Genomic DNA, 18,318 nt, shown 5'->3' on the forward strand with positions numbered 1-18,318 from the left:
GTAGGGGAGTAGTAGGGCAGTAGGGCAGTAGGGCAGTAGGGCAGTAGGGCAGTAGGGCAGTAGGGCAGTAGGGCAGTAGGGCAGTAGGGATAGCTAGTCGGCTGCCAATTTTCGAATCAAAAGTCGAAGAAGCTTGCCGACACTTTCGGTGCTGGCCAGCAGTGTGGCCGTCGTTTGTTGTGATGCGATACCGGTACGTTCCGCGATCAGAAGCTGAGTTTCCAATTCCTTCAGCGATCTTTGAGCAATGCGAAGAAACTGCTGATAGGAACCTCGAATCTCTCTGCCGTAACCCTCCGCTATATTTGAGGGCACTGAAGTTGCGGAGCGGCGCACTTGGCTGGTAAGTCCATAGAGCTCGTCCTTCGGCCAGGATCTCGTCGCGCTGTAGACCGACACAGCCAAATCCATCGCCTGCTGCCAGACCACTAAATCCTTGTAGGAGCCTGTTTTTCAGCCACCGTCCCTACTCCCCTACTCCCCTACTCCCCTAAACATTCAGCAACAAATACTCCCGCTCCCACGGGCTGATCACTTCCATGAAGGTTTCGAACTCGGCCCGCTTGATCGCTGCGTAAGTGGCGGCGAAGGATGTGCCGAGGATAATGCCGAGCTCCTTGTCGGCCTCGAACAAATCGACCGCTTCCAGCAAGCTGCGCGGCAGGTCGATCTCGTCGGCATTGGCCGTGGTCAGAACCGGCGGTTCAGCTTTGATCTTTCTGGTCATGCCGATCAGCCCGCAGGCAAGCGACGCGGCAAGCGCCAGATAAGGGTTGGCGTCGGAAGACGGGATCCGGTTTTCGACGCGCCGCGCTGCCGGATCGGAGCGCGGCACGCGGAAGGCGGTGGTCCGGTTGTCGTAGCCCCATTTGTTGTTGACCGGAGCCGAGGCCTGCTGCGTCAGCCGGCGGTAGGAATTGACGTAGGGCGCGAACATCACCAGCGCGTTCGGTACGTGCTTCTGCATGCCGCCGATGAAATGGAAGAAGGCGTCCGTCTCGGAGCCGTCCTCGGCCGAGAAGATGTTCTTGCCGGTCTTCTTGTCGATGACCGACTGGTGGATATGCATGGCCGAGCCCGGCTGGCCCTGGATCGGCTTGGCCATGAAGGTGGCGTAGATCTCGTGCTTAAGCGCCGCCTCGCGAATGGTGCGCTTGAACATGAAGACCTGGTCGGCAAGCTCGATCGGGTTGCCGTGTCGCAGATTGATCTCGAGCTGGCCGGCGCCTTCCTCATGGATCAGCGTGTCGATCTCCAGACCCTGACGTTCCGAGAAATGGTAGATGTCGTCGATCAGTTCGTCGAACTCGTTGACGCCGGCGATCGAATAGCCGGCGCCGCCGCCGATCGGCCGGCCCGAGCGCCCGACCGGCGGCGTCAGCGGATAGTCCGGGTCGGGATTCTTGCGCACCAGATAGAATTCGATCTCGGGCGCCACCACCGGTCTCAAGCCGCGCTCGTCATAGGCGGCAAGCACGCGCTTCAGCACGTTGCGCGGCGTGAATTCGACCGAGCGGCCGTCCTGGTGGACGAGGTCGCAAATCACTGCCGCCGTCGGATCCTCTTCCCAGGGCACAGCCGTCAGCGTTGAGAGATCGGGCAAAAGCTTCAGGTCGCCATCGTCCTCGGGATAGTGGAAGCCGTTGCCGTCCTCGGGATAGCCGCCCGAGATCGTCGTCATGAACACGGCCGAAGGCAGCGCCAGCGAGGTGTTGGAGGTGAATTTCTTCGACGGCATCATCTTGCCGCGGGCGACGCCCGCCTGGTCGGGAGTGATGCACTCGATGTCCTCGATGCCGCGCCATTCGAGCCAGGCGCTGGCTTCCTTCCAGTTCTTCACGCCGCGTTCGTTTTTCAGGAATGCAGGCGTGCGGGCGCGTCCCCCCCGGCTTGACGGACGGACTTCCTTTTTTTCAGGCGGCATCATTCACCAGATTGTGTTGCGGATTTCGAACTATAGCCGGGCGCAACGGGGAAAGGGAAGGGGAGGCGCCGGGCGGCTTGCTCAGGGAGCCGCTCTTTGCGAACCGGGCTGCAGCCTCTGCCGATCGTTTGCGTCGAGCCATCGCAACAGCGCCGCCGCATAGACTTTGCGCCAACCTCGCTGGGGCGTCGACAGGAACCAGGCCTGGCGTATGTCCCAGCTATCGCCGGCCAGATCGCGCAGCTTGGTGTTGATGATGCCTTTTCCTGACAGCGGGTAGACCGAGAACTCGGAAAAATAGATTTCGCCGTCGATCTCGTAGAAGTCGCAGCGCATATGATCGAACGGTGCCGTCAGCCGCTCCGCTATCTCGCGCATCCGCAGAAACGATGGCGGCAGATCGATCTTCACCCATTGGCTGCCGCTGCCCGGCGGCACGGGTGCATGATTGCCGTCGCGGTCGAAATGACTTTTCAGCTCGTTGCCCCATCTGTCCCGCCGTGCGGCGTAGACGTAAGCCGTCTTCCCGTTCGAGATATGAAATTTATACTCCAGCGGGACCGGCACATCGTCCTCGAGAAGCATCTCCTCAATGAAGATGAGCCGTCTCGCGCCCTTGTAGGCCCATTCACCGAATTTCCTGCCGTAGCGATTGCGCATCCAGCGCGCCGTTCGCCGCCGCAGCTTCGCCCTGTCCACCTCGCCGTTGCGGATCATCATGTTCCAGCGGCAGCCATGGTTGGCCTTCACCACGACATTTCCGGTAAGCAGCGCCGGTGGGATCTGCGTGGCGTCGCGGCCGCTCCACAACACTTTCGCGGTTTTGAGTTCCGGGCATGTTGACAGGGCGTAGTCCTTGGACGCCAGCTTGTCGCATGCCGTGGCATAGACGGGATTATGGTCGAAGATCTTCCGCCACAAGAACTTGTCGACGTAAGACCTCGGCCTGGCCGGGTCGGGAAAGACGCCGCTGTGATCATAGGTTCTTTTCCAGATCAGCGGATGGCGAAGCAGGCACCAGGCCAAGGTTGCGGCCAGGACCACGCGATCGGCCATGCCCGCTGCCATCAGCCTGCGCTTCCGCGCTTGGCGGCGCCAGGCCGGAGGCGGACGAACACATCGCGGGTCATGTTGCGCGATACGCGGGTGCGGCCGACCACTTCCAGCCGCGGGTCGAGCGTTTCTTCCGCGCGCTCCGACCACAAGCGGGCCAACGAATACGGTTCCCATAGAACGAGCTGGAGATCGGGTGGGGCCGTGTCTGCGACGCGCGACACGACAGCTGCTTTGGGCGAGACCATGCTGGCGATATAGACAAGCTGGGCGCCGCGATAGTCATAGTCGCGCCCGTTGCGGAATTCGGCGCGCATTCGGACGTAGCCGAGTTTGGCTGCCAGAATATTCGCTGTCTCGACCGCTTCCGGCACAATATCCAGCCCGACGATCTCGGGAACCGGTGTCTGATCGCAGATACGGAACATGGTGAACGGGCGGCCGCCGCAGCCGACCATCACGGCGCGCGTGCATCGGCTGAAGTCGACATGCTCGAAGACCTCATCCAGGCGCTTGTAGGCGTCTTTCGACGACATGACGCCGATGGTCGTTTCCTCCGCCGCTATCTGCCCGAACGAGGTTGGATGCTTCAGCTCCAGCATCTGCCTGATTTCGGCGACGTCTTGCGCATGAACCATTTCAATGAAGGCTCGCGTAAGCATGGGCCGGTAGGCAAACAGTTCCGGGTGGCTGTCGAGCAGCGCTTCGCCGGTCTCATGGCCCATGGCGACGCCAATATCGCGGATGCCGTTGATCAGTTCCGTTGGCGTGCGCTCACGAGCGCTCGCCATGAAGCCTTCCAGCTCGCCTTTCCACGAATTCAGCATGCACCCCCGCTTTGCCGATTTCCGGCTAGAGCTAGCAGCGCCCGGCGAACGCGTCTACACCGCGTTCCGAAGGAGGATGACGTGACAATATCCGCTCTTACCACGATCGGTTTCGATGCCGACGACACGTTGTGGCAGAACGAGCAGTTCTTCCGCATGACTGAGAAGCGCTTTGCCGCAATGCTGGCGGAGCACGGAGACCACGACCAAATCGCGGCAAGACTGCTCGAGGCGGAAAGGCGCAATCTCGCCCTCTACGGCTTCGGCATCAAGGGCTTTACCTTGTCGATGATCGAGACAGCGGTCGAGGTTACCGGCGGGGAGGTGCCTGGTTCGATCATCGGCGAGATACTGGCTGCCGGCCGCGAGATGCTCAGCCACCCGATCGAGCCGCTGCCGCACGCGCGCGAGACGATCGAGAAGCTGGCGGGTTCCTACCATCTGGTGCTGATCACCAAGGGCGACCTCTTCGATCAGGAGCGCAAGCTTGCGCAGTCGGGAATGGGTGACCTCTTCGACGCAGTTGAGATCGTCAGCGACAAGAGCACCGCCACCTATGCCCGCATCTTCAGCCGCCATGGCCGTGGTCCGCAGAACAGCATGATGGTTGGCAATTCCCTCAAGTCCGACGTGATTCCCGCCATCGAGGCCGGCAGTTGGGGCATCCATGTGCCGCACGAATTGACCTGGGCGATCGAACAGGCCGAGGCCCCTGTCGCGGCGCCGCGTTTCCGTCAGATTGCAGATCTTGGCGAGTTGCCGAGCCTTGTCGAGGCTATCGCAAAGGCCGAGTGAACGCTCGAGCCTTGCCGCGCCCGACCAGGCGATCGACCACCGGTTGCAGCCGCTCGGGCGTGATCGGCTTGGCAACCACCGCATCGACCACGCTTGACAGGCCGAGGCTTTCCGGTGTGCCATTCCTGGTTGAAAGCAGGATCACCGCGGGCAGCGGCTTGCCGGAGGCGCGCCGCAGCGCGTCGATGGCCGACATCAGCCGCTCGCAATCCATGTTGTCCGGTCCGCCGTCCAGGATGACGGCGCCGGGCAGTTGACCGGTCAGTGTCTTCTCGGCGATCTCGGGCGGCTCCGAAATCGGCTTCAGTCCCGATTTCTCGACGATTTTCGACACTACAACCCGGTTGATCGACGATTTTCCGACGACGAGCACCTTTGAAAAGTCAGCCGTGATCGCGCCGGTCCGGGCCGCCGACTTCAGGTGCTTTTCGGAGTCGTCACGATTGGCGGGACACATCGGCGGGCTGGGCACTCTGGTTCAATGCAGGGTTGAAACCTGAGGCACAATTGGGTGAGATCGCGGCCGCTGTCAAGCTGAAACAGTCGAGATCGGAAATATAGCAAGAAATTCTGGAATTCAGCGCAAGTCGTACGCCCGGCGACGAAGGCAAATCGAAAAAATGCGATAGTCTCCCGAGCGTATAGCCCGCGGGAGACTATCGCCGAGACTGTTGACGTTACGTCAAGTGTGACTCTGCTGGGTAACGATCACCGGGATCAAAAGGTCTCCCCAGTTGCCGTCGCCGCCATGGTGCCTGGCCGAACGCACCAGTTCCACCGAGACGCCGGCCTCGACTGCCTTCATGACCGACTGGTTGAGCCTGTGCAGATCATTGGCGAGCATGCGGATCGTCGCCTGCTGGTCGACGCTCATCGCGCTCGATTGCTCTTCTGCCCTTTCCTTGACGCGGCTTATCGATGCCATCGCTCTTCTCCTCGCTGTAGATGCCCTGCGGGCGTTGCCTCTGGTTGTTATCCGTTACTCGGCCGCCGGCCTGAATTGGGCGTGCTCGGTCGATTCATGCATGGCGGTGGTCGAGGACTGGCCGCCGCTGATCGCCATCGACACGGCGTCGAAATAGCCGGTGCCCACCTCTCGCTGGTGCTTGGTCGCGGTATAGCCGCGGGCCTCGGCCGCGAACTCGGCTTCCTGCAGTTCCGAATAGGCGGCCATCTGACGGTCCTTGTAGCCGCGCGCCAGCTCGAACATGCCGAAGTTCAACTGGTGGAAGCCGGCGAGCGTGATGAACTGGAACTTGTAGCCTATCGCGCCGAGCTCCTTCTGGAACTTCGCGATCGTCGCGTCGTCGAGGTTCTTCTTCCAGTTGAAGGACGGCGAACAATTATAGGCGAGCAGCTTGCCCGGATGGTGCCTGTGCACGCCCTCGGCGAATTTCCTGGCCTGCGCCAGATCCGGCTTCGATGTCTCGCACCAGATCAGGTCGGCATGCGGCGCATAGGCCACGGCGCGCGCGATGCAAGGCTCGATGCCGTTCCTGACATTGTAGAAGCCCTCGACCGTTCGGCCGGCGTCGTAGTCGACGAAAGGTCTGTCGCGCTCGTCGATATCGGAGGTCAAAAGCTTCGCCGCCTCTGCGTCCGTGCGCGCCACGACCAGCGTCGGCGTGCCCATCACGTCGGCTGCAAGGCGCGCCGCGTTGAGGTTGCGGATATGCGCCGCGGTTGGGATCAGAACCTTGCCGCCGAGATGGCCGCACTTCTTTTCCGACGCCAGCTGGTCCTCATAGTGGACGCCCGCGGCGCCCGCCTCGATGAACGCCTTCATGATCTCGAAGGCGTTGAGCGGGCCGCCGAAGCCGGCTTCCGCGTCGGCCACGATCGGCGCGAACCAGGTCTCGACCGACAGCCCCTTGCCCTCGGACGTCTCGATCTGGTCGGCGCGCTGCAAGGTGCGATTGATGCGCTTGACCAGTTCCGGCGCCGCATTGGCCGGGTAAAGCGACTGGTCTGGATACATCGCTGAGGCGGTGTTGGCATCGGCGGCCACCTGCCAGCCCGAGAGATAGATCGCCTTCAGGCCGGCCCGAACCTGCTGCATGGCCTGGTTGCCCGACATCGCGCCCAGCGCATTGACGAAATCCTCCTCGTGGATGAGCTTCCACAACCGGTTCGCACCCATCTCGGCCAGCGTCTGGCGAATCTGCACGGAGCCGCGCAACCGCTTCACATCCTCCGGCAAGTAGGGGCGCTCGATGCCGTCGAAACGGCCTTCCGGCGCGGAGGGGACGAGGTTGTAAAAATCGGTCATTGGTCACTCCGGATCGTTTGGGAACTGCGTCAGCGCTGCATCGCAAAGGCATGTTCTGCGACGCCCTGCGTATGACATTCTTTACATTGCAGCGCGAAAGGCACCTAGAGAAACCGCAAGATGCCTCGGAAAATAAAGGAAAAGCTGTGTTGCCATTGACAAGTCAGCTCTGTAAATTTGTCATGATTGTAAAAGCGGCGAGGCGAGCGCCGGACTCGATGTCAATGTAAATTCTTGTCAAGGATGGCAGGGATGGCCGACCAGAAGATCTTCGCCGGGCCGCGGCTGCGCCGGCTGCGCAACGCCAGGAGCCTGACCCAGACGGCGATGGCCGAAGGGCTGGGCATCTCGCCTTCCTATCTCAACCTGATCGAGCGCAACCAGCGACCGCTGACGGTGCAGCTCATTCTCAAGCTGGCCTCCGTCTACAAGGTCGATCCGCATGAATTGCAGGGAGAGACAAAAGGCTCGATCGCGGCTTTGCGCGAAGCCTTCAGCGATCCGCTTCTTGCCGGCGAACTGCCCGGCGATCAGGAACTGATCGACCTCGCCGAAACAGCGCCGAACGCTTCGGCGGCGATGGTGAAACTCTTTCGCGCCTATCGCGAGCAGGCCGAGCGCCTGTCCGATCTCAACCAGCTTCTGGCGAAGGAGGGCAGGGCAACCGCGCTGTCCGGCACCCGCATGCCTTCCGATGAAGTCCATGACGTGTTTGAGCGCCGGCCGAACCACTTCGTTTCGCTGGAAGAGGAGGCGGAGGCTTTCACATCGGTCCTCGACCCCAGTGATGATCTGTTCGGCGCGCTCAAAGCCTGGCTGAGGCGCGAGCACGGCATCGTCGTCAAGGTGCTGCCGGTCGCCACCATGCCCAACTGGCGCCGCCGCTACGATCGCCATTCGCAGCGTCTCTTCCTGTCCGAGCGGCTGTCGCCTTTCGACCAATTGCGGGAAGTCGCGATGGAGGCGAGCCTCATACGCATGTCGGTAGCCATCGCGGCTGAGATCCAGGCGCTGAAGCTCGGTACCGACGAGGCCCGCCGGCTCGCTCGCTTCGAGCTCGGCCGCTATGCCGCGCATGCGCTAATGATGCCCTATCAGGCTTTCCATGCCGCCGCCGTTCGCGGCCGTTACGACATCGACGTCCTGCGTTCTCGCTTCGGCGTCTCTTTCGAGCAGGCGGCCAATCGACTGACCATGCTGCAGCGGCCGGGCGCGGCGGGCGTGCCGTTCTTCATGCTGGAAGTCGACAATGCCGGCAACCGCTTCCGCAAGGCCGGCAGCCAAGGCTATCCGCAGAGCCGCTTCGGCGGCGGCTGCCCCAAGCTTCCCGTCCATGCGGCGTTCTCGCAGCCCGGCCAGATCCTCGTCGAAGCGGTCGAGATGCCGGACGGCGCCGAATTCCTCTGCATCGCCCGCACGCTGGAAGGTCCGCAGGGCGCCTTCTCCGAACGGCCGCGCCGCACCGCGCTCCTGCTCGGCTGCGATATCGGCTTTCGCGACGATATCGTCTATGGCGCGGCGCTGCCGGCCGCAGCCGCCGGCAAGCCCGGTCAAGGCTTCGCTACGCCGGTAGGCCCCGCCTGCAGGCTTTGCGAGCGCGTCGGCTGCCTGGCGCGCGCCGAGCCGCCGGTGACACGCCCGCTCGGCCTCGACGAGATGGTGACGGGCCTCAGCGCTTTCGATTTCCAGGGATGACATCGGCGGATGTGTCCTAAGTCTCGCCGGGTGCTGGATCACGCCGGGCCGGCGTCTTTGCGCTACGCGATTGAGGCATAATTCTTTCTGGGGCACAGTTCTGTCGCCTAAAACACAAGTCTTGTTGTCCTTGCTGCATCGAACGCAACCCGCTGACAGTCATGTCCATGACCGATACCGCCTCGCCCCGCGCCGCCTTGCCAGCCGTCTCGCCGCGCGAGGAGCGGATCGGTATGCTCCTGGTCTTCCTTTCGGCGCTTATGTGGAGCTTCGGCGGCGCCATCGCCCGTTTCATCCATGTCGGCGACAGCTGGACCGTGGTGTTTTGGCGTTCGCTGTGGGCCGTGGTCTTTTTGATCGCCTTCATGCTGTGGCGCGACGGTTGGCGCGGCAGCCTGAAGCTCTTTCGGCACATGGGACTGCCCGGCCTTGGCGTCGCCTTCTGCTTCGCCACCGCCTCGACCAGCTTCGTGGTGGCGCTTGCCTACACCACGGTCGCCAACATCCTCCTGATGCAGGCCGGCGTGCCGCTGCTGGCGGCGCTCCTTGCCTGGCTGCTGTTTCGCGAACGGGTCGCTCCGGCCACCTGGATCGCGATTGCCGCCGTCATCGCTGGCGTCGCCATCATGGTTTCCGAATCCCTGGGCGGCGCCGTCTCGCCGATCGGCGACGGCCTGGCGCTGCTGATCGCGGTGATGTTTTCGCTGGCGACCGTGATCACCCGGCGCTTTGCCCATGTGCGCATGGTGCCGGCCACCTGTCTCGGCGCGCTGCTTGCCGGTGCGTTCGCCGCTTCCCAGGCCTCGGCATTCGCGGTCTCGGGGCGCGACATGGGCTTCCTCTTCGCCTTCGGCATCATCAATCTTGGCGTCGGCCTCGCCTTTTTCGCCATGGGCGCGCGGCTGGTGCCGGCGGCGATCGCGGCCCTGCTCGGCACCTTCGAGCCGATCCTTGGGCCGATCTGGGTCTGGCTGGTCCATTCCGAAGTGCCGTCGATGCGCACCATCATCGGCGGCACGGTCGTGGTCACGGCGCTGCTGATCCATATAGGCCTGGAGTTCAAGCGCCAGACGCGGCCGACTCGTCCCGGCGTCACCGGCCTGCCGTCGCCCAATTGACGACAGGCAGCCTTCCCCCATTGACAACCCAGTTGCCGGGCGGGCAGGCTGCAACTACGGCAACAACAAGACAGGCGTATCTTGCCAAGTGTCTCCGCCGGCCCGCTCAGGACCGGACTGCATCGTCATAGCTCTCAATACGCCACGGTGAATGCCGTTGACGCCGCCCGGGTGCCTCGCCGGGGAGGCCAAAATGTCTCGAACCCTGATGCCGTTACCGAGCCTTGCGTGGAGAGTTCACGCTTGTCGCTCTCCGGAAAGCTCAATACTCTCAAACCAAAGCCGCCCCGCCATATCGCGACGAGCCGGCAAGGGAACACCCACCAAAGGAGAACACCATGATCCGCAAAGCGCTTTGGCTTTCGGCGACGTCGGCATTTCTGACGCTTTTCACAATAAGCGGTCACGCCGAAGACCGCGTCGTCAACGTCTACAACTGGTCGGACTATATCGACAGCTCGATCATCGACGACTTCACCAAGAAGACCGGCATCAAGGTCGTCTATGACACCTTCGATTCCAACGAGATCCTGGAGACGAAACTGCTTGCCGGCGGCAGTGGTTATGACGTCGTCGTGCCGAGCGCCAACTTCCTGGCGCGCCAGATCCAGGCAGGCGTGTTCCAGAAGCTCGATAAGTCGAAGCTGCCCAACATCTCCAACATGTGGGATGTCATTTCCGAGCGTACCGCCAAATACGATCCGGGCAACGAATATTCGGTCAACTACATGTGGGGCACGGTCGGCCTCGGCTATAACGTCAAGAAGGTGCAGGCCGCGCTCGGCACCGACAAGATCGACAGCTGGGACGTCTTCTTCAATCCCGACAAGCTGGCCAAGCTGAAGGATTGCGGCGTCTATGTGCTGGACTCTCCCACCGACGTCATTCCCGCGGCGCTTAAATATCTCGGCCTCGATCCCAACAGCACCTCTCCCGATGACATCTCCAAGGCCGAGGAGGCGTTGCTGAAGGTGCGGCCCTATGTCCGCAAGTTCCATTCGTCCGAATACATCAACGCCTTGGCCAATGGCGACATCTGCCTGGCGATCGGCTGGTCGGGCGACGTCTTCCAGGCGCGCAACCGCGCCGTGGAAGCCAAGCAGGGCGTCGAGATCGGCTATTCGGTGCCCAAGGAAGGCGCCGAGATGTGGTTCGACCAGATGGCGATCCCCGCGGACGCTCCGCATGTCGCCGACGCGCTCGAATTCATCAACTATATGATGACGCCCGAAGTCATCGCCAAATCGTCGAATTACGTGCTCTACGCCAACGGCAACAAAGCCTCGCAGCAATTCGTCGATAAGGCGATCCTGGAAGATCCTTCGGTCTATCCGGACGAAGAGACGATGAAAAAGCTCTATACTATTGCGCCATACGATCCCAAGACACAGCGCATCATCACGCGCACCTGGACCAAGATAGTCACTGGCCAGTGAGAATTGCGACGCGGCCCCGGCAGCCAACTGCCGGGGTCGCTTTCTTTTGGGGATTTTTTAAGAAAGTAACGGAGTGGAGATCATGAAATCGCTTGGCAGCATCCGCAGGGATTTCGCGCCATGGAACGACCCGAATGCCAAGCCATATATCCAGTTCGACAAGGTCACCAAGAAGTTCGGTGATTTCATCGCCGTCAACAATCTGTCGCTGACCATCTTCGAGCGTGAATTCTTCGCCCTGCTCGGCGCTTCGGGCTGCGGCAAGTCGACCCTGCTCAGGATGCTCGCCGGCTTCGAGGAGCCGTCCGCGGGCCGCATCCTGCTCGACGGGCAGGACCTGCGCGGCATTCCGCCCTACAAGCGGCCCGTCAACATGATGTTCCAGTCGTATGCGCTGTTCCCGCATATGACGGTGGAGAAGAACATCGCCTTCGGCCTCAAGCAGGAGGGCATGCCTGGACCCGATATCGAAAAGCGCGTGGCCGAGATGCTGAAGCTCGTCAAGCTCGAGCAGTTCGCCAAGCGCAAGCCGCACCAGCTCTCGGGCGGCCAGCGCCAGCGCGTGGCGCTTGCCCGCTCGGTCGCCAAGCGCCCGAAGGTTCTGCTCCTCGACGAGCCGCTCGGCGCTTTGGACAAGAAGCTGCGCGAGGAAACGCAGTTCGAGCTGATGGACCTGCAGCAGGAGCTCGGCCTCACCTTCGTCGTCGTCACCCACGACCAGGAGGAGGCCATGACCATGGCCGACCGCATCGCCATCATGGACAAGGGCGAGGTGATGCAGGTCGCGACGCCTGCCGAGATCTACGAGGCGCCGGCTTCGCGCTTCGTTGCGCATTTCGTCGGCAATGTGAACATGTTCGAAGGCAAGGTTGCCGAACATATGACAAGCACCACGCGCATAACCGGCGCGACAGGAGCGCAGATCGTCGTCGACAATGGCAGCAACGCCGCTGCCGGCTCCGACATCGTCTTCGCGATCCGGCCGGAGAAGATCAAGGTCTCCTCGAAAAAGCCGGCCGATGCCGTCAACGCGCTCGAAGGCGAGGTCTACGACGTCGCCTATCTCGGCGACATGACCGTCTATCATATCAAGCTTGACGACGGCCAGATGGTGCGGGCAAGCGCGTTGAACGCTTCACGCATCACCGAGGATCCGCTCACCTGGAACGATCGCGCCTGGGTCTCCTTCCGGCCCGATGCCGGCGTCGTGTTGACCAGGTAGGAGGCTGAGATGACGGACATCGCAGCGACCGCCGCCCCATCGACCGAAACCGCAACACTGCCGGCGAGGCTGGCGACAGGCTTCGTCAACCGCCTGGTCATCATCGTCCCCTATCTCTGGCTGCTGTTCTTCTTCCTTGTTCCCTTCGTCATCGTGTTCAAGATCTCGCTGTCTCAAACGGCGATTTCAATGCCCCCTTATACGCCGGTGCTCGGCTTCAAGGACGGCTTTTCGGGATTTTTCGCCGCCGTCCGCGAGCTCAACTTCAATAACTACACCTGGCTCACTCAGGACGCGCTCTATTTCAACGCCTATGTGACGAGCCTGGTCATCGCGGGAATCTCGACGATACTCACCCTGATCGTCGGCTATCCGATCGCCTATGGCATGGCGCGGGCGCCGGCCACGATTCGCCCGACCTTGCTGATGCTGGTGATCCTGCCTTTCTGGACCTCATTCCTGATCCGCGTCTATGCCTGGATCGGCATCCTGAAACCCGAGGGCCTGCTCAATCAGGTTCTGCTCGCCACCGGCTTGATCAGCCAGCCGCTGGTAATCCTCAACACCTACACAGCCATCTTTATTGGTATCGTCTATTCCTACCTGCCTTTCATGGTGCTGCCGCTCTATTCCTCGCTGGAGAAGATGGACTATTCGCTGATCGAGGCCGCGCAGGACCTCGGCTGCCCGCCGACCGGCGCCTTCTGGAAGATCACCTTCCCGCTGTCGCTGCCAGGCGTTGTCGCCGGCTGCCTGCTGGTGTTCATCCCGGCCGTCGGCGAGTTCGTCATCCCTGATCTTCTCGGCGGCTCGCAGACGCTGATGATCGGCAAGACGCTCTGGAACGAGTTCTTCTCCAACCGCGACTGGCCGGTCTCGTCGGCGGTGGCAGTCATCCTGCTCCTGGTGCTGACCATCCCGATCATGTTCTTCCAGCAGGCTCAGGCCAAGGCACAGGAGCAGGGCAGATGAACTCGACCTGGAGCCGCTTCAACATCACCTCGATCGTGCTGGGCTTTGCCTTCCTCTATCTGCCGATCGTTCTTCTGATCGTCTTTTCCTTCAACGAATCCAAGCTCGTCACCGTCTGGGGTGGCTTTTCGACCAAATGGTACGTGTCGCTGTTCCACAATCAGGGCCTGATGGACGCCACCTGGGTAACGGCGCGCGTCGGCGTCATCTCCGCGACCGTCGCCACCATGCTCGGCACGCTCGCCGCCATCACGCTCACGCGCTACACGCGCTTCAAGGGACGTGTGCTCTTCTCGGGCATGGTCTTCGCGCCGCTGGTCATGCCGGAAGTCATAACGGGCCTCTCGCTGCTCTTGCTCTTCGTCGCCGTCGGGCTCGACCGCGGTTTCGTCACGGTGACGCTCGCCCACATCACCTTCACCATGTGCTTCGTCGCCGTCGTCGTGCAGTCGCGGCTGGTCACGTTCGACCGTTCGCTGGAGGAGGCGGCGATGGATCTCGGCGCGCCGCCGGTGAAGACCTTCTTCCAGATCACCTTGCCGGTCATCCTGCCGGCGATCATCTCCGGCTGGATGCTGGCGTTCACGCTCTCGCTGGACGATCTGGTCATCGCGAGCTTCACCTCGGGTCCCGGCGCCACCACGCTGCCGATGAAGATCTACAGCCAGGTGCGCCTCGGCGTGACGCCCGAGATCAACGCCGCCTGCACCATCCTGATCGCGGTGGTGGCGGTCGGCGTCATCATCGCCTCGATCGCCAACAAGCGGCGCGAGATCCAGCGCCAGCTCGACGAGCAGGCCGCGCAGCGCGGTTGAGCGTGACGAGAAGCGGGGACGCTTTGCGTCCCTCGCGTTTACTGGCCTGAAACGCCGGGAGCGATCGGCGATATGAACGGCGCGCTCCAGTTGCCGCCGACGAAGAACAGCGGCTGGCTCGGCGGCGCGGGAGCCGGACTGGCCGTCTGACTGTTGGCCTGCTGAGGCTGCTGCGCCGGCTGTCCGTTGGGCACCACTCCGCCCGAGAGCGCCAGCCCGCGTCCGACATAGGAGGCGATGCCGGACAGCCAGATCTTGTATTTCTGCGAATTGATCTCGGCCTTGTCCAGGCGCGCCACGCCCTTCGAAATGCTTGCCTTGATCTCGGCGCCGTCGATCGGCAGCGATCCATTGGCGACGTCGTCGAGCGCGAAGAAGCCGCCCTGCTGGTTGCGCTTGAGGAAGGCCGGCAGGTCGAGCCCGTTGATAGTGCCCGGACCGAACGTCGCCGAGAACGATCCGTCGGCATTCTCAAAGATGGAATTCCAGGCCTTGCCCGGTCCCTTGAGGATGACCGATACGGTCCCGGTGCTGGCCGGCACCAGCCGCGTCATTCCCGCCGCCGTGGCAAAGGCTCCCGTGTCTACGTCCGATGCCAGGAGCCGCATCTCGACCTGCGTGCCTTCCGGCTTGCGGTCGAAGCGCAGGCTGCTCTGGATGTTGCCGTTGAAGGCCGACGCGTCGGATATGTCGAAGACGGCAAGACCGTTCTTGACCTGCGCGGTCGCCGCCACGTCGGCGAGCTGGACCGGCCCCGCCATGGCATGCGCCGCCGACAGCCTGAGGTCGAGATTGATGCGGTCGGCGAAACTGGTGTCGATAGCGCCTGGGCCGGCCTCGCCGGTCGGCGCGATAGGCGTGAAAGCCGACAGGAAAGATCTGAGATCCAGCGTGTCGAAGGCGAGCGTGCCGGCAATCACCGGGCTCCCCTCGGCGACGGAGAAATCCAGCGCGCCCATGCCCGGGTTGTTGTTGAGCGTGACCGTGGTGTTCTCGAATTTCGCGCGCCCCGCCGAGGCGTTCACCTTACTGCTGACCGAGACGGCGCCTATTGCGGCCCCCGGCGCGATGCCTGCCTGCGACCACTCCAGCACGCGCCGCAGCGACGGCGCGGCGAACTTCGCCTGGCCGTCCAGATAGGCGTTGTCGGACATCGAGGCCGTTCCGTCGAAGGAGAATGTCGCGGGCGCGGCCTTGAAGGAGAGGGTGACGGGTGCCGCCCCTCCGCCAAACAGCACCAGCGGTTTCGCCGAGGAGAAATCGAGCTGCATGCTTTCGCCGCGCCAGATTCCGCTCGCGGTCAGCGACGCCTCGCTGTTCATCGCTTCCCAGTTCACCTGGCCGCTCAGGCTGCTCAGGATTTCGATGTCCTTGCCGTCAACCGAAGTCACCACGCGACCATCGCGGAATTCGACGGTGCCGAACGGATCGGATGGCAATTTGCCGAGATCCGGCTTCTGCGGGTTGGCGGTGACTACGCCGCGCGCGGTGTCGATCGAGCGCGTGATGCGCCCGCCGGTCGGAAGCGGCGGCAGATAAAAGCCGCTGGCGGTGCGCTGCACCCTGATAGTCGGGCGCACCAGCCTGGCGGTCGAGAAGGCGACGTTGCCCTGCAAGGCCGCCATGGCGGAGAGATCGACTTCCACGCGATCGGCCTCGACCACTGGCGGCGCTTCGGTCTCGGTCCATTGCGACAGCGTCACGTCGCTGAGGATGGCCCGGAATTTCGGCCATACTTCAATGCGCGGCGACCCGTCGATCGTGACCCTGAAGCCGCTCCAGGCACTCAATTCCCAGGCGATGCGGTCGCGCACGATGCGGGTCGAGGCAATCAGCGGCAGCGCCGCGACCGCGAGCGCGATGACGAGCACGGCAACGCCGATCGCCCACACCCCGCGCCGGATCAGAGATGATCGCATTTCGCCCCGTATGCTTTCGTTGCCAACAAAATCGCCCGACGGGTGTAACCGAGCGCCGACGCTTTTCAAGTCTTTATGGCCTTGCGATGGCATTTGCACAGCGGCCGCCATGGGTCGCCCGAACAAAATCTTGCTCTGCTGCGCCGCAATATGCATAAGCGGTCTGCACGATCCCGATCCGCAATCGCACGCCGTTTCTGGGACGATGGCATATGCGACGTTGGGCTTAACTGGCTCGAACGCGACGCTTTGGGAGGAGCGATCATGGCCGCCGACACACCTTTGTGGACCCCGACGCAGGAGCGGATCGACGCAGCGCCGATGACCGCGTTCATGAAGGCCGCGGGGGCAAAGACAGCGCGTTCTTTCTCCGGCTATGCCGAACTGCATCGCTGGTCGGTCGACGACCGCGAAGCCTTCTGGGACCTGGTCTGGGATTTCTGCGCGCTTGTCGGCGACAAGGGCGAACGGCGCCTCGTCGACGGCGAGCGGATGCCCGGCGCAGCTTTCTTTCCCGACGCCAGGCTCAATTTCGCCGAGAACCTTTTGCAGAAAACCGGCGCCGGCGAGGCGATCGTCTTTCGCGGCGAGGACAAGGTCGAGCGGCGGCTCTCCTGGAACGAGCTCCACGCGCTGACCTCGCGCCTGCAGCAGCTCTTCCTGTCGCTCGGCGTCAAGGCCGGCGACCGCGTCGCCGCCATGATGCCGAATATGCCCGAAACCATCGCCGCGATGCTGGCGGCAAGCTCGATCGGCGCGGTCTGGTCGTCATGCTCTCCCGATTTCGGCGAGCAGGGCGTGCTCGACCGCTTCGGCCAGATCGAGCCGATCGTCTTCATCGCGCCGGACGGCTATTGGTACAACGGCAAGGCGATCGAGGTGGCCGACAAGATCCGCGCTGTCGCGGACAAGCTGGCAAGCCTGAGCAAGGTGCTGATCGTCGACTATCTCGGCACCTCGAGCGATGTCGCCGCCACCATCGACAAGGCAGCCGCGCTCGAAGACGCGCTCTCGCCTTTTGCCGCAAAGCCCGTCGGCTTCGAGCGGCTGCCCTTCGCGCATCCGCTCTACATCCTGTTTTCCTCGGGCACGACCGGCATCCCGAAATGCATCGTGCATTCGGCGGGCGGCACGCTGATCCAGCACGTCAAGGAGCACCGGCTGCATGCCGGCCTGCTCGACGCCGATCGCCTGTTCTATTTCACCACCTGCGGCTGGATGATGTGGAACTGGCTGGTCTCGGGCCTCGCCTCCGGCGCGACGCTGCTGCTTTATGACGGCTCGCCTTTCTACCCCGACGGCAATGTGCTGTTCGATTTCGCCGATGCCGAGAAGATGACCTATTTCGGCACTTCGGCCAAATTCATCGATTCGGTTCGCAAGGCCGGTCTGAAGCCGATCGCGAGCCACGATCTGTCGCGCGTGCGCACCATCTCCTCGACCGGCTCGCCGCTGTCGCCGGAGGATTTCCGCTTCGTCTATGACGGCATCAAGAAGGACGTGCACCTGGCCTCGATCTCGGGCGGCACCGACATCGTTTCCTGCTTCGTGCTCGGCGTGCCGACCGAGCCGGTCTGGACCGGCGAGATCCAAGGCCCCGGCCTTGGCCTGGCGGTCGACGTCTGGAACGATGACGGCAAGCCTGTGAGGCAGGAGAAGGGCGAGCTTGTCTGCACCAAGGCCTTCCCGTCGATGCCGATCGGCTTCTGGAACGACCCCGAAGGCATGAAATATCACGCGGCCTATTTCGAGCGTTTCGATAATGTCTGGTGCCATGGCGACTTCGCCGAATGGACGGAACATGGCGGCATGATCATCCACGGCCGCTCCGATGCCACGCTCAATCCGGGCGGGGTCCGGATCGGCACGGCCGAGATCTACAACCAGGTCGAGCAGATGCCGGAAATCCTCGAGGCGCTCTGCATTGGCCAGGATTTCGACAATGATGTCCGTGTCGTGCTGTTCGTGCGGCTCGCCCCCGGCGTGACCCTGGACGAGGATCTGGAAAAGCGCATTCGCGCCAGGATCCGCACCGGCGCCAGCCCGCGCCACGTGCCGGCCAGGATCGTCGCCGTCGCCGACATCCCGCGCACCAAGTCCGGCAAGATCACCGAGCTCGCCGTACGCGACGTGGTCCACGGCCGTGCCGTGAAGAACAAGGAAGCGCTCGCCAATCCCGAGGCGCTGGAGCTGTTCCGCGACCTGCCGCAGCTGGCAAGCTGACCGATGTGGTTAACGAAATCTGTCCGGCGAATTTACCTAGATTTCACGGG

The 18,318-nt window shown here is 62.7% G+C and carries 15 protein-coding genes and 1 pseudogene; 8 read left to right on the plus strand and 8 right to left on the minus strand.

Translation table 11 applies throughout. The annotated features are described in order from the left end of the window. Positions 1–93: 93 nt before the first annotated feature. From LB538_RS27780 to LB538_RS27795, 4 genes and pseudogenes are all read right to left on the minus strand, one after another. Positions 94–444 (minus strand): annotated as a pseudogene (locus LB538_RS27780) (four helix bundle protein); the annotation flags it as partial. A gap of 46 nt (positions 445–490) precedes the next feature. Beyond that, positions 491–1,927 (minus strand): glutamine synthetase family protein, encoded by a 1,437-nt coding sequence (locus tag LB538_RS27785; protein WP_411909068.1) that lies wholly within the window; start codon positions 1,925–1,927, stop codon positions 491–493. A gap of 78 nt (positions 1,928–2,005) precedes the next feature. After that, positions 2,006–2,992, minus strand: coding sequence for an ATP-grasp fold amidoligase family protein (locus tag LB538_RS27790; RefSeq protein ID WP_224532445.1), 987 nt, complete (start codon positions 2,990–2,992; stop codon positions 2,006–2,008). Beyond that, a complete protein-coding gene (locus tag LB538_RS27795; protein WP_224532446.1) occupies positions 2,992–3,702 on the minus strand; it encodes a class I SAM-dependent methyltransferase in 711 nt (236 codons plus the stop codon). Before LB538_RS27795 ends, LB538_RS27790 begins: the two co-directional genes overlap by 1 nt. Before the next feature lie 189 nt (positions 3,703–3,891). On the opposite strand from LB538_RS27795, the gene LB538_RS27800 reads away from it, so the two are divergent. Further along, a complete protein-coding gene (locus LB538_RS27800) occupies positions 3,892–4,599 on the plus strand; it encodes an HAD family hydrolase (RefSeq protein ID WP_224532468.1) in 708 nt (235 codons plus the stop codon). Here the strand turns inward: LB538_RS27800 and LB538_RS27805 are convergent. The 3 genes from LB538_RS27805 to aceA all read right to left on the minus strand — a co-directional run bounded on the left by LB538_RS27805 (position 4,580) and on the right by aceA (position 6,868). Then, a complete protein-coding gene (locus LB538_RS27805) occupies positions 4,580–5,056 on the minus strand; it encodes a response regulator (protein WP_224532447.1) in 477 nt (158 codons plus the stop codon). The genes LB538_RS27800 and LB538_RS27805 overlap by 20 nt on opposite strands. A gap of 225 nt (positions 5,057–5,281) precedes the next feature. After that, positions 5,282–5,524, minus strand: a complete 243-nt coding sequence (locus LB538_RS27810) for a hypothetical protein (RefSeq protein ID WP_027168360.1) — start codon at positions 5,522–5,524, stop codon at positions 5,282–5,284. A 54-nt stretch (positions 5,525–5,578) separates the two neighbouring features. Continuing rightward, a complete protein-coding gene (aceA, locus tag LB538_RS27815) occupies positions 5,579–6,868 on the minus strand; it encodes an isocitrate lyase (RefSeq protein WP_224532448.1) in 1,290 nt (429 codons plus the stop codon). A 252-nt stretch (positions 6,869–7,120) separates the two neighbouring features. On the opposite strand from aceA, the gene LB538_RS27820 reads away from it, so the two are divergent. From LB538_RS27820 to LB538_RS27845, 6 genes are all read left to right on the plus strand, one after another. Further along, positions 7,121–8,563: a short-chain fatty acyl-CoA regulator family protein gene (locus LB538_RS27820; protein WP_224532449.1), complete on the plus strand. Its 1,443-nt coding sequence runs from the start codon at positions 7,121–7,123 to the stop codon at positions 8,561–8,563. 167 nt (positions 8,564–8,730) lie between these two features. Beyond that, positions 8,731–9,681, plus strand: a complete 951-nt coding sequence (locus LB538_RS27825) for a DMT family transporter (protein WP_224532469.1) — start codon at positions 8,731–8,733, stop codon at positions 9,679–9,681. A 338-nt stretch (positions 9,682–10,019) separates the two neighbouring features. Further along, positions 10,020–11,117 (plus strand): polyamine ABC transporter substrate-binding protein, encoded by a 1,098-nt coding sequence (locus LB538_RS27830; protein WP_140839470.1) that lies wholly within the window; start codon positions 10,020–10,022, stop codon positions 11,115–11,117. 82 nt (positions 11,118–11,199) lie between these two features. Beyond that, positions 11,200–12,339, plus strand: a complete 1,140-nt coding sequence (locus tag LB538_RS27835) for an ABC transporter ATP-binding protein (RefSeq protein ID WP_224532450.1) — start codon at positions 11,200–11,202, stop codon at positions 12,337–12,339. Positions 12,340–12,348: 9 nt separating this feature from the next. Continuing rightward, positions 12,349–13,311, plus strand: coding sequence for an ABC transporter permease subunit (locus LB538_RS27840; RefSeq protein WP_140839466.1), 963 nt, complete (start codon positions 12,349–12,351; stop codon positions 13,309–13,311). Next, positions 13,308–14,126: an ABC transporter permease gene (locus tag LB538_RS27845; protein WP_224532451.1), complete on the plus strand. Its 819-nt coding sequence runs from the start codon at positions 13,308–13,310 to the stop codon at positions 14,124–14,126. The genes LB538_RS27840 and LB538_RS27845 overlap by 4 nt, the downstream gene beginning before the upstream one ends. A 38-nt stretch (positions 14,127–14,164) precedes the next feature. Here LB538_RS27845 and LB538_RS27850 read toward each other — a convergent pair whose 3' ends face one another. Further along, positions 14,165–16,045, minus strand: a complete 1,881-nt coding sequence (locus LB538_RS27850) for an AsmA-like C-terminal region-containing protein (RefSeq protein ID WP_224532452.1) — start codon at positions 16,043–16,045, stop codon at positions 14,165–14,167. A 264-nt stretch (positions 16,046–16,309) separates the two neighbouring features. Here LB538_RS27850 and LB538_RS27855 point away from each other — a divergent pair, with 264 nt between their 5' ends. Then, positions 16,310–18,268, plus strand: a complete 1,959-nt coding sequence (locus LB538_RS27855) for an acetoacetate--CoA ligase (protein WP_224532453.1) — start codon at positions 16,310–16,312, stop codon at positions 18,266–18,268. Positions 18,269–18,318 lie beyond the last annotated feature (50 nt).

It is taken from the genome of Mesorhizobium sp. Ca11 (assembly GCF_020165275.1).
Taxonomy (GTDB): Bacteria; Pseudomonadota; Alphaproteobacteria; order Rhizobiales; family Rhizobiaceae; genus Mesorhizobium.